This window comes from Borrelia turicatae 91E135 (genome assembly GCF_000012085.2).
In the GTDB taxonomy this organism is placed as follows: Bacteria; Spirochaetota; Spirochaetia; order Borreliales; family Borreliaceae; genus Borrelia; species Borrelia turicatae.
Genome location: NZ_CP019367.1, coordinates 16,290 through 28,724, shown reverse-complemented (window position 1 = coordinate 28,724; position 12,435 = coordinate 16,290). Strand labels below are relative to the sequence as shown.

The window sequence follows — 12,435 nt, the reverse complement described above, 5'->3', positions numbered from 1 at the left end:
TTTTACGGCCGCGTATTCGCCCTTTGTTAACAACTAAATTAATTATAATCCTATTTCCTCATATTCTATCTTAGAAGAATTTGGATCTAATACTATTTCCTTCATCCTTTCATTCTCATATTTGAAATAACTTTTACTAAAACCAAAATTATAATTAGCATTATCTTTCATAAACCTTTTGGAATAAGATCTACACCCATTCTCTCTTTACAACCCTTCAAAAATTTTAATGCATTTTCAATTCGTGGCTTGTTCTGCACTACGACAATCTTTATTGTCTTCCTTCAATATACTTTATAGCTTCTTCAAGCTTATCCAAAGCTTGTTGCTCAAGCTGTAAAGATTTATCCCATATAGCTGAATTAAGCAATTTAAGGTTTGAATCAAAAGCACAAGCACAAAAAAGGAATGACAATGATAAAATCATTGATATAATATTTAATAATATTTTCATATAAATGTACATAAGTACATATCAAAATCAAAAAAATATAAATTCAAAAATTTTCCTCTAAAAAATAAAAATCCATTATGTTAGCATTCATTATATTGTTACCTAATTTACTATCTATGCCACATTTAATAACTCAATACTATTATCAAATTCTTGTAAATTACAAATTATCAAATCAATCTGTTTTTGAATATCAATTGTATATTGAATTACTTTAATAACCTTTTCAAAGTGCTTGATTTCATCAATACTCAATTCTCTTCCTTTTCTATATTTAAGATAGTTTTTAAGTACTTGATAACTGCCTATAACAAATTCATACACATTGCAGGGCACATTTATGAATTTACTGTGATTATTATAAATAAGTTCCTTTGTTTCTTTTATGTATTCAATTTTTTGTACAATACGTTTTTCATTCGTATTTGAAATATGCATACCAATATTTTTATCTAATTTACTAATATCTTTTAGTAAGTAAGCATTTATTAGATTAATTCCTAGATGACTAAGTTTTTCAAAAATTTCGACTGAATCTACAAAAATAATTTTAGGGAAATCTATTTTTAAAAATTCAATATACTTAGTTCTATAGATACTTGAATTAAGTATTGCATAAATATATCCTAATATTTCTTGTGGTTCAAATTGTTTAGAGTATTTATTGTTAATAAAGTTTCTAAAACTTTCTTTGAAATTTTCTTTTGGGGAATTTCCTAAAGATTTTTGTCCTTCTATAAGAAATAATGGAAACAAATAAGAAGTCTCACTGGTTCTATTTGAAATTAAACCTGCTTCTGCAATGCTAGAAGTAATAAAAGTATGTTTAAAGCTATTTATTGATAGGAGTCTTGTTGCAACCAAACCTACATTATCAATGTTTAGCATATGTTTCATTATTTTATAGCCCGGCCTTGCTACAACGCCTTTGCTTTCAGTGTAATAGATAAATCTATTATCAAATGGTCTGTAAGCTATTTTTTTAACATATTTTGCATCGATGTTTGTAGCTTTTAGAAAGCTCTTAACTATAGGTAACTTCCAATCTCTAGAGTCTGTTTGCAAATCATACTTATATCTTGCAGTTTGTTCATCTAGATAAGCTATGTCATTTAGCTTTCTTAAAAGCTCTTCTTTAGTAAAATCAATTGCAATTTTATCTCTATTAGACATTAATCCAGAGTTATACTCCTTAAATATGTCTTTAAGTGAGATTCCCTTATTGTAAGAATTTTTATTATCTAAAAATTTTTTAGTAAAGAAACAATAAGGAGGATTAACCTTGAGTTGTTCAAAATTGATACTAAAAATATCATTTGTATTTAAGAATTCATATTTTTCCAACCTCTTTCCTTTAATACTCTTATAAAAAACATTAGCAAATTCATTTTTCTTTGCTTCGTCTTTATTTTTAATAAAAATGCTAATTGCAACACCTGTTTGAATATCAAATATATTCTCATCAGTACTACCATCATCTGTTTGTTCTTTTTTTCTTAAGTCACCATGCAAATTAACAATGTAAATTTCATCAAAAGTTTGAAGTAAATGATATCTCATTCCTCTAAATGTTATGTTATCAAGGTATCCATTATTAGTAATAATTCCAAGAAGTCCTTCATCAGCACTTTCAAATTTGTGTTCTGCAAATCTAATAAACTTAACATAATCATCATTTAATGAAATTATTGCCTTTTCATTGAGTGGTTCATTATTTATCGTTTTATAGCTTTTAATTAAGTTTAGGATATAAGCATTATTATTCTTTGATCTTACATTGTAAGGAGGATTACCAAGAATTACGAAAATTGGTTTATTTTTAATTTCATTAACGAGTCTATTTTTTTCATTAATTGCAGAAAATAACACTTGAGAACTACCCTGATTTGGAATGTCTATCAAATCAAGGGTATTTGTTAAAAATATTTGTGGTCTTGACTGTTCACTATCAAAATTGTAATCACAAACTTCCTTTAAGTACTGACATAATTTTAAATGAGCAACCGCATATGGTGCCATTAAATATTCAAAACCATATATATTTTTTAGAATATGTTCATTAATATAGTATTTTTGTTTTTCAGATTGCTTTGGAATTTCTCTTAAAATACACTTAATGATTTCAAATAAAAAGGTACCAGTACCAGTAGCAAAATCCAGTACAGTAACTTTATCTCTATTTGCAAAACCATTTTCTAGACCAAAATTATATTTTAAAATTTTATTCAAACTACCCACAATAAAATTAACAACAGAATGGGGTGTATAATACACTCCATTACTTTTTCTTAAACTTTTGTCATATTTAGCCAAGAAATCTTCATAAAAGTAGAGATAAGGGTCTTTTACATTTTGAGTAAATGAAAATTGTTTAAAAATCATTTTAGAATTAAGCTTATTAATAATATTAATAAGCTCTTCTAAAATCCACCTTACATTATAATATTCCCTACTACCTACAATGTCATCAATTAGCTTTAATATATCTTGTATTAATGCAAAATTGTTGGGTATGAATTTTTTAATATTATCAAAATCAATTCTTAAGTTACTTGTATTATTAAGCTTTGCAAGAAAAAATCCATATGTAATAGTTTGTGCAATTGAATCTGCAAACTCGCCAACCTTAAGGTCATTATTATATATATTTTCTTTAATGATATTATAAGTTTCTACTAAAATATTTTGTTTTTTTAATCTTAAATGTAAGTCTAAACATTGTTCTACCAACTTCTTCAAAATTTTTGTGTTTTCTGCAAACAGGCTAGCTAATTTTTCAACACTTCTGATCTCTGCAACAGTATTTTCATCCATTCATATAAATATGAATCCTATTTTATCTTTTCCAAGATTGTTTTGAAGATTTTTAACAAATTCTCAATTCTAGACTAGTTTGATATATCATCAACATTAAGTACCAGTCTTTTTTTATCTCTTACAACCAGACCTCTATTCATCAAGTCCAATAAATACTTCCTTATTCTATAATCAGACATATTTGTCTCTTTATTAATTTGATTCATAGGCTTTATAGTACGTTTGTCGTCTTCTAAATTAGATGCAATAAATACAAGTGATTCATCAACATTTTTAGACGGTTTTTTATTCTTTTCCGAGCTAGAAATTCGACGATTTTGAATTTTTTTATTAACACCACTCTTACTACACTCAATAGTACTACCTAAAAGCATTAACTCTTGTTCGTAAAACTTATGATAAGCATTCTGTATTATACAGAATACCATTGCTAAAAATATATCTAGACACACAGACAATAATAGTAATGAATAAACAAAAATTATATTAAGATAATCATCACGAGCAATAACAATAGACGTCCCATTCAAAACATTAGCCGCTTTAATCCGATTATTATTTACAGCTGTTGTTTCAATTAAATTACCAAACTGGGATCCCAAATCGTCCAAAGACTTCAAATATTCATTCCTTTGATCAAATAAAGCCTTATTTTCTATTCTTGCATTCTCTATTTCTCTCATATAATCCTGCTTCATAGTTCTATATGTATAGTCTAAACTCAAATGCTTATCTTTAGCAAATTCTATACGATCATTATTATTCTTGATCTTAACATCAATACTAGCTATCTCATCCTTAAGTATTTTTTCTCTGTCAGATAGTCGCCTTATAATATCCTTCTCTTTTTCATTTTGACTTTTTTTAATACTCAAAATAGCATCTTCAAACATCAAACTAAAGAAACTCTCAAAACTCATCCATGAACTTACAGATTGTGTTACAAGTCCTATTACTAATAATCCAAATATTGCTACTTTTTCTAAAAATATAAGTACTGAAGCTTGAACACGCCTTCTTAGCAAATACAAAAAATACAACAATATTGAAGACGGTACTACTATAATGACTATTGTAAATGGTAATGTAAAATACAATTTAGAATTATTACCAACATTATAACTTGAAATACCTTTATGAGAATGTAACACATTGAAGAAAAATAAAAATAAAGCAAACGTTATTAACCAAATATTGCGAATAAAAAATTCAAAATTAAGTCTCCAAGAATCTAGAATACTAATTTTAATTTTGCTATTAATCATTGTCTTATATTTACTGATCATATAATATACCTTTTATTTTATAATACTATAAAACGAAAAAATCTTACATAATCTTATTTCACTTTTACGTTGAACTTAATACTTTACGTTGAACTTAATACTTTACGTTGAACTTAATACTTTACGTTGAACTTAATACTTTACGTTGAACTTAATACTTTACGTTGAACTTAATACTTTACGTTGAACTTAATACTTTACGTTGAACTTAATACTTTACGTTGAACTTAATACTTTACGTTGAACTTAATACTTTACGTTGAACTTAATACTTTACGTTGAACTTAATACTTTACGTTGAACTTAATACTTTACGTTGAACTTAATACTTTACGTTGAACTTAATACTTTACGTTGAACTTAATACTTTATGTTGAACTTAATACTTTATGTTGAACTTAATACTTTATGTTGAACTTAATACTTTATGTTGAACTTAATACTTTACGTTGAACTTAATACTTTATGTTGAACTTAATACTTTATGTTGAACTTAATACTTTATGTTGAACTTAATACTTTATGTTGAACTTAATACTTTACGTTGAACTTAATACTTTACGTTGAACTTAATACTTTATGTTGAACTTAATACTTTATGTTGAACTTAATACTTTACGTTGAACTTAATACTTTATGTTGAACTTAATACTTTATGTTGAACTTAATACTTTACGTTGAAATATAAATTACTGTCTCTACTAAGAAATTCCTAAATATTTTCCTAAAGACACAAATAACTGTGCTACAAAATATGACGCAGCAAGTGCAGCAACAACTGTCAAAGATGAAACTAATTGACCCTTAAATCCTAACTTGCTCTCAATCAAAGTCAATCGAGAATTGATTTGTACTAAATCAGTTTTAACAAACTCTATCTTTTCATCAAGTTTATCTATCCTAGCATCAAGTTTATCTATCCTAGCATCAAGTTTATTTATCTTTTCATTTAGTCTAGTCTCTACTCCATCTATCTTTTCATTTAGTCTAGTCTCTACCCCATCTATCCTTTCATTCAAATCATTCTTAACAGTTTCTATCTTTTCATCAAGTTTTTCTATCTTTTCATTTAACTCATTCCTAAATATATTGATCTTGTCATCTAAATAATGAAAATTATCTAACATTCTATCTTGAAAAATATCAAACTTTTCTTCAAGAACATAATAACTAATAATCTGACCATCAAATGTCACACTATGATAATCCTTCTTAACTCTCTCAGGTCTAACTGTGCTCTTAGCTATATCTTCATCATTTACTCGTTCTTTTACTTCAACACTCATATACAACCTCTATTAATTCTTTATATAGTTTAATTAATTATAACATATAAATATATTCAATTAAGAAGAAGGGATTTCTTTATAAAAGAATAAAGTCAATAACAAAAGTTAATGACTTTATTCATAGTGTAACACAGTAAGGATAATAAATTATCTTGCTGTGTACAACAGATAATATTATACACATAATTTCAAAAAAGTCAAGTTATTTTACAATTATTTTAAAATATTTTTATCTATTATTCTGCCATCCTAAAACTCATTGAATGCTCACGTGCTTTAAGCATACGAACAAGCTTATCAGCATCTAAAACATCACCATTGAAATTGTAATTATTAATAATTACTTGTCCCTTCCCATTGCCCTCGCTCTTTTGTATTTTATTAATTTCTTCTGCAATAATTCTTGCTTCAAGATTACGCAAATTTTCATCAATTGGGGCTGGTGTTACTCTTATAAGCTCGCTTTGTCCCATTTCACTAGTCATAAGTCCTGCACCAGGAATATATGTGGGCTTTGTTGTCATAAAATGAGCTCCCTTGCGTGCAAACTTTATCTCTTGCACAGAGCCTGCTGATCTTACCTTAGCTATTCTATTTAAAATTTCATCTAATAATCCTTCAGCACGCTTCAAATCTCTATCTCGATTCCAATAAAAATTATACGAATTTATCTTATCAATTTCTGCTTGCGCTTTAATTCGCTCCCCTTCTAAACTCTCAAGTTTACGATGACGCTCCATTTCAATTTTTTTAGATTCTTCAGCACCAGTTATTGCTCCACTCTCTTGTTGTCTTTTAGTTTTATACTCACTCTCTACTTGTGCAATCCGGTTTTGAAATTCTTCACCAGATATTTGGCCCTTACTTTGTGCTTGTTTTAAGAACTCAATCTCTTTACTATATTGGTCATCAAGCTCTCCTAACTTATCTTTTCGCATTGCAATCTCACGATCAAACCCTTCCTCAATACGAGCAAGTCCAACCTCACTCTGTTTAGCTAGCTCCTCTAAATCCTTGTCACGACGCTCTTCAATCTCTTTAATTCTTTGTTCTTCCAACCCTTTAAAAATACCTACAGTAAAACTTAAAGCAGCTGAAGCCATTGCTCCCCAAGGTCCCATACTTGCTAGCATGTCTTTTGATACATCAAATAATGACTGAGTAAGGGTATCTGCACCCTTGCCTGCTACAACGCCTTTTCCTAAATCTTCAGTAACAATTTTATTTACAACTCCTATAACACTATCAAAAAGTAAACTAAAATTATTACCTAAACTCTCAGCCACCGCTTCTGTTTTACTTACAATTTGAAGCAAAATATTCCTGTTTGATTCATTAAGTCTCTCAAACTCTCCCTTATGTGACTCTGCAAAATCATGGTAAAGTTTATCAATCTCAGTTTGCATTTCAGCACTAGCCTTTTCTCTCTCAGCTAAAGGACGCATCATTACTTCAAACTGCATTGAAGTCACCTTTTGTTGCAAAGCTTTATGTGCCTCTACAAATGACCTGTCAGTAGCAGTCTTACCAAATTCATTAACCCCTCTCTGAAGCGTCGTTAGCAAATTTTTATTTGATTCATTAAGAGACTTAAAACTCGTTAAATATTTATCAACAAATGCTTTTTGCTTGTCATTAATAGTACTAGCAAGGTCTCTCATTGCTTTCTCTTGAGCTTCATATGGAAGCATCAAAATCTCTCTATTAAGTCTTGCTATTTCATTTTGCAAATCCTTGTGTTCATTTACAAAACCAAAATTAGCCTTAGCAAAATTATTAACATCCCTCTCAACATTGGCAAGTGTTTTTTGATTCTCATCAGTTAGCAAGTCAAAACTTGCTCCATACTTAGCAATAAATGCCTTATTTTTAGCATTAATTATAGACTCTAAGCGACGAGTAGCCTTTTCTTGCTCCTCTAAAGGTTTTAGTGCAACTTCTCTTTGCATTTTGAAAATCTGTTTTTGCAAATCCGAATAGTCTGAAATCATTTGTTTATTGAAATTATCTTTATCAATTTTATCTTGGTTCTTAAGTCTCTCCTCCTCAGACCTTTTATCCTCAAAAGGAGCTTTTAAAGGATCCTCTTTGCTTAGACCTAAAATTTTTAACATCTTATTCCAAATATCACTTGCCAAATTTGAAACTCTTTCAAAAAGCTTGATAATTGGATCAAATGCAACTTTAAATCCTTCAACAAATTTACCACCAACATAGGATACAAGCTCTTTAAGCTTACCAAAGAGATCCATTACTGATGAGATAATATTCTTTATAGGCGTTACAATTCCTAAAAGTAACCCTTGTTTTATCTTCTCAAAACCTATCATAAGAGGCTCAAGTGCCTGCCCAAGTTCTAAAAAGAGTTTTTCACTCATTTTAGATGTTTGAAGCTGGGCATCTGCTAAAGTTTTTGCTTCACGAGCAGTATTTTTGTAAAATTTACCACCCTCACTTGTAGCCTTTCTTAAGGCACCGCTTAATTCTTCAAATCCAAGTTTACCCTCACTTGCCATTTCAAATAAAGACTCACCTGCTACTCCTGCCTCTTCTGCTAAAATACCAGTAATATCAACTCCAGCATCACGAAGGGACTCAAGGTCCTCTAATGCAATCCTATTATTAGCCTCTACTTTGGAGTACACTTCAGCTAACTTCTCAAGCCCTTCACTACTACCTCCTGCGGCCTCTCCAAACATACGCATTCGATCACTAACTTCAGAAGCAGTTGCTCCATAAGAAAGCATGGTTTTAGCTGCATTATTTATAGCCTCACAAGTAAACAACGTCTCTTCACCAAACGACCTCATATCATCAGCTAAGGCCCTCCCCACATCAGCATTACCTAACATATTAGAAAAGACACCAACCTCTTCATTAAATGAAGCTATAGCGTCTAGAGACCCTGTAAATATTCCTGAAATAGCTGAACCTATCTTTTCAACCGCTTTTATAATTAATGTTATTGGTAACACACTACTTACAAGTCTATCTAAAGCCTCTCCAACCCCTTGAGCCAACCCTTTTACATTAATTAAACTTTTACCAAGGCCTTTAAAAGTACTCCTTAGAGTCTTAATGTTTTTAGTTTTATCACCAACACCTTTAATCGAGTCAGCAAGCTTTTTAAAATTTTTTCCCATTTTATCAGCTTGCGAAATCAAAGCATCATAAACTGTCCCAACATTAGCTCCAGTCTTAGCAGCACTCTCTAATTTTGATTTCAAGTCATTTAGGTTTTTAAATTCTTGTTTTGCTATTCTCTCAAGTGCACTAGATATAGTGTCTAATTTATCATTATTACTAGTAGTAATTGAGAGAGGAATTATAATCTCATCAAGTGTCATTTACCTATACTCTCACTCTCAAGTTTTTTAATATAAAGATTAAGTTCATTTAAAACTAGTACAAACCAATAATTTTGATTATAAAGGCCCCCCTCCTGTGGAAGGCTGCCAACACTTCTTGAAAGCAGTGCTTGATTTATAAGGTACATTAAGGGCTGCTCATTCTGAATAATCCAATTCATTTCATTTTTCATTTCTTGGAAAAATTCATCTTTTATTCGATCTGCAAATTTCAATGCTAAGTTGTAATAGTCTCGTTTGGCAATATAGTACAAGGCAAGTTCGACTTTTTTGATGCACCCTCCACTTTTAAGGTATCAGACACATTGTTAATCTCAATTGCTAAATTTGATAACATATCTTGTAAAAGTACAGCATCCCTCTCAACTATTTCTTTAGTTACAAGATTACCACTCTGATCAAATAGCCCTCTAAAGCCCACAACATTCTCTCTCCAAATTTTCTTTACAAATTCCATTTGCCGATTTGTCACGTCCAAAGCTACTCTAGTATCAACTTCTTTGGTAGAATTCTTAGTTAATTTTTGAAGTAATTCAATTTGAAAACCCTTGATTTTTTCAATAAATCCATAATTTACACCCTCAAGTATTACAAATGCTTCCTCACTATCCTTTTCATTAACAGCATGATCCACATTTCCTTTTCTTCTTATATAATCTGGAATATAAGGCAACTCAATACAACCTGACAAATTAACATTAATTACCATAAAACTATAACCTCCTCTAATTAGATTTCAAAAAATTTAGCGTCTTTAATATAATCATAAGACATTGAAACTAACGGCTTTGAAAGCGTTACTTGATATTTTTGGTCAATTTTTTGATTTGATAAATCCTGCCCTGGACTAAATGTTGCTATTTGCCCTTGCCCAATCATAAATTTAGTCCTCTGGTCTTCACTTTGACCTTGATTTACAAAGACTACAAAAAACTCATAATTACGAGGGACTATCCGTCTTCCAAAATCATACTTATTACCATTATCATTCTTTTTGACAACATTCCGATTTACAAAATGTGAATGCTCTATATAAGTCTCAAGCAATTCTTCTCTATTCTCAGAAGTCTCCTTAATAGAGTACCCTGAAAACTCAACTGTTTGTTCTGGGATCTTACCAATAGCTGATATTGAACCACATACTGTCTTTAATGTCTCAGTAGCTTTAGTTGAACTTATTGAATATGCATTACCAATACAATATGTTCTAAAAAGTAATACTTCAATCTCATCATTATTATCTAAACATTTTTTCAAATCCTCATACATTGAGTCGTGATAGTATAAAAAATTACCTTCTCTTAAATCCAAAGTACCAAGCTTAGAATTTGCACTTACAATTTTAACTCTAAAAATACATTCTTTAATTGATTTCCATTTACTAGGTTTGGTAGTTGACAAGGGGACGTCTTTTACAATCAAATCTTTTGGCGAAATTCCATCAACAGAAGTGCTATCTTTGATATCTGATCCACTAAAACACCACTTAAATTTAGGAATATTAACTGATACTAAAACAACACCACAAGGCATTTTTAATTTTTGTTCGGCCATTTAACTCTCCTCTAGATTTCAAAAAATTTAGCGTCTGCAATATAGTCATAAGACATTGAAACTAACGGTTTTGAAAGCGTTACTTGATATTTTTGGTCAATTTTTTGATTTGATAAATCCTGCCCTGGACTAAATGTTGCTATTTGCCCTTGCCCAATCATAAATTTGGTCCTCTGGTCTTCACTTTGACCTTGATTTACAAAAACTACAAAAAACTCATAATTACGAGGGACTATCCGTCTTCCAATCTCATATCCATTACCATTCTTTTTAACAACATTCCGATTTACAAAATGTGAATGCTCTATATAAGTCTCAAGCAATTCTTCTCTATTCTCAGAAGTCTCCTTAATAGAGTACCCTGAAAATTCAACTGTTTGTTCTGGGATCTTACCAATAGCTGATATTGAACCACATACTGTCTTTAATGTTTCAGTAGCTTTAGTTGAACTTATTGAATATGCATTACCAATACAATATGTTCTAAAAAGTAATACTTCAATCTCATCATTATCATCAAATAAATCCTTTAAATTATCGTACATTGAGTCGTGATAGTATAAAAAATTACCTTCTCTTAAATCCAAAGTACCAAGCTTTGAATTTGCACTTACAGTTTTAACTCTAAAAATACATTCTTTGATTGATTTCCACTTACTAGGTTTGGTAGTTGACAAGGGGACGTCTTTTACAACCAAGCCCTTAGGCTCCCCATCACTAGGAGCAGTATTATTCTTAATTACATTACCCTTAAAGCACCACTTGAACTTAAGAATATTGACTGATACTAAAACAACACCACAAGGCATTTTTAATTTTTGTTCGGCCATTTACTTCTTCCCTCCTACACACAATAAACCCAAATCACTACCATTAATCCTGATACCAAGACTGGCTTTCACTACAGTTACCATATCACTATCTTGCAAGTCGTCATCTATAACTTGAGAGTCATCAATAGTAAATGACTTAAGATAATATTTAGACACTAGACAGTTAACTATCAAAGTCGCAATCTCAAGACCAAGAGTTGGATGGTCTCTATTTTGTGTATAAACTAAAAAATCAAGACCTATCCCAAAAGAATAATCTTTACAATTAAGCACAACTTCTCCCACACTTTTTAATGCAAAAACTATCGCTGGAAGCTTAAGAGTTGTACAAGTGTAAATTTCAGATTTGTAGTAAATTTGTGTTGTTGCAAACTTATTGCAAAATAGATAATTCTTCAAATCCTTCTTAAATGTGCTTAAAAATTGCTGCATAAACTTCATTTAAGCAACCCCTTTGCCTTATCTTGAAGGTTTTTTGTCCAGTTTGTATACTGCTCACTAACACCCTTACTTTTTATCTTAAGCCATATAGGAACTGCAACATCACAAAGTCCTTTATAAGAAGCCCATGCTCTAATTCTTGCCAAACTAGGCTTTGGAAAACCTGGGGTGTACACTTCTCCTAAGTCTAATTTCTCTGATAGAGAAGAGTCTACTTTGATACTAATATCAAAACCTTTATTTGACTCTACAGATTCAATACTAGATATATCACTAAGACGACCTGGGATTTGAGACTTTAGAACATTTAAATTTTTTCTAATCTTAAGCCCAATTAAGCTTTTAACTCTATTAAAAATCGATTTTCTTATATTAATCAAATTAACCTCACTC

Annotated in this window: 12 protein-coding genes; all 12 read right to left on the bottom strand. The window is 30.1% G+C overall.

Going from position 1 to position 12,435, the window contains the following annotated elements; all coding sequences use genetic code 11:
* Positions 1-42: 42 nt before the first annotated feature.
* Entirely contained in the window at positions 43-171 is a 129-nt protein-coding gene (locus BT0_RS06125) for a hypothetical protein (RefSeq protein ID WP_257789430.1), read from the bottom strand.
* Positions 172-271: 100 nt separating this feature from the next.
* A complete protein-coding gene (locus tag BT0_RS05680) occupies positions 272-454 on the bottom strand; it encodes a hypothetical protein (RefSeq protein ID WP_145954724.1) in 183 nt (60 codons plus the stop codon).
* A gap of 114 nt (positions 455-568) precedes the next feature.
* The gene (locus tag BT0_RS05215) at positions 569-3,268 is read right to left on the bottom strand and encodes a type ISP restriction/modification enzyme (protein ID WP_088895208.1); all 2,700 of its coding nucleotides are present in this window, start codon (positions 3,266-3,268) and stop codon (positions 569-571) included.
* Between the two features lie 74 nt (positions 3,269-3,342).
* The gene (locus BT0_RS05210) at positions 3,343-4,536 is read right to left on the bottom strand and encodes a hypothetical protein (RefSeq protein ID WP_236842873.1); all 1,194 of its coding nucleotides are present in this window, start codon (positions 4,534-4,536) and stop codon (positions 3,343-3,345) included.
* 722 nt (positions 4,537-5,258) lie between these two features.
* Complete coding sequence (locus tag BT0_RS05205; RefSeq protein WP_181005562.1) at positions 5,259-5,843, bottom strand: coiled-coil domain-containing protein; 585 nt, start codon at positions 5,841-5,843, stop codon at positions 5,259-5,261.
* Positions 5,844-6,082: 239 nt separating this feature from the next.
* The gene (locus tag BT0_RS05200) at positions 6,083-9,193 is read right to left on the bottom strand and encodes a tape measure protein (protein ID WP_145954723.1); all 3,111 of its coding nucleotides are present in this window, start codon (positions 9,191-9,193) and stop codon (positions 6,083-6,085) included.
* On the bottom strand, positions 9,190-9,429 hold the full coding sequence (locus tag BT0_RS05195) for a hypothetical protein (protein WP_236842872.1): 240 nt from the start codon (positions 9,427-9,429) through the stop codon (positions 9,190-9,192). Before BT0_RS05195 ends, BT0_RS05200 begins: the two co-directional genes overlap by 4 nt.
* A gap of 2 nt (positions 9,430-9,431) precedes the next feature.
* A complete protein-coding gene (locus tag BT0_RS05190) occupies positions 9,432-9,923 on the bottom strand; it encodes a hypothetical protein (RefSeq protein ID WP_088895206.1) in 492 nt (163 codons plus the stop codon).
* A 20-nt stretch (positions 9,924-9,943) separates the two neighbouring features.
* A complete protein-coding gene (locus tag BT0_RS05185) occupies positions 9,944-10,768 on the bottom strand; it encodes a hypothetical protein (protein WP_088895205.1) in 825 nt (274 codons plus the stop codon).
* 11 nt (positions 10,769-10,779) lie between these two features.
* Positions 10,780-11,598, bottom strand: a complete 819-nt coding sequence (locus BT0_RS05180; RefSeq protein ID WP_088895204.1) for a hypothetical protein — start codon at positions 11,596-11,598, stop codon at positions 10,780-10,782.
* Complete coding sequence (locus tag BT0_RS05175) at positions 11,599-12,042, bottom strand: hypothetical protein (protein WP_088895203.1); 444 nt, start codon at positions 12,040-12,042, stop codon at positions 11,599-11,601.
* Entirely contained in the window at positions 12,039-12,422 is a 384-nt protein-coding gene (locus BT0_RS05170) for a hypothetical protein (protein WP_088895202.1), read from the bottom strand. The genes BT0_RS05175 and BT0_RS05170 overlap by 4 nt, the downstream gene beginning before the upstream one ends.
* Positions 12,423-12,435: the final 13 nt, after the last annotated feature.

Bases quoted from the DNA above. Each gene is read 5' to 3' on its own strand.
- BT0_RS06125 (WP_257789430.1), bottom strand. From the start codon at position 171: ATGAAAGATAATGCTAATTATAATTTTGGTTTTAGTAAAAGTTATTTC.
- BT0_RS05210 (WP_236842873.1), bottom strand. From the start codon at position 4,536: ATGATTAATAGCAAAATTAAAATTAGTATTCTAGATTCTTGGAGACTT.
- BT0_RS05205 (WP_181005562.1), bottom strand. From the start codon at position 5,843: ATGAGTGTTGAAGTAAAAGAACGAGTAAATGATGAAGATATAGCTAAG.
- BT0_RS05200 (WP_145954723.1), bottom strand. From the start codon at position 9,193: ATGACACTTGATGAGATTATAATTCCTCTCTCAATTACTACTAGTAAT.
- BT0_RS05175 (WP_088895203.1), bottom strand. From the start codon at position 12,042: ATGAAGTTTATGCAGCAATTTTTAAGCACATTTAAGAAGGATTTGAAG.
- BT0_RS05680 (WP_145954724.1), bottom strand. From the start codon at position 454: ATGAAAATATTATTAAATATTATATCAATGATTTTATCATTGTCATTC.
- BT0_RS05180 (WP_088895204.1), bottom strand. From the start codon at position 11,598: ATGGCCGAACAAAAATTAAAAATGCCTTGTGGTGTTGTTTTAGTATCA.
- BT0_RS05215 (WP_088895208.1), bottom strand. From the start codon at position 3,268: ATGGATGAAAATACTGTTGCAGAGATCAGAAGTGTTGAAAAATTAGCT.
- BT0_RS05185 (WP_088895205.1), bottom strand. From the start codon at position 10,768: ATGGCCGAACAAAAATTAAAAATGCCTTGTGGTGTTGTTTTAGTATCA.
- BT0_RS05190 (WP_088895206.1), bottom strand. From the start codon at position 9,923: ATGGTAATTAATGTTAATTTGTCAGGTTGTATTGAGTTGCCTTATATT.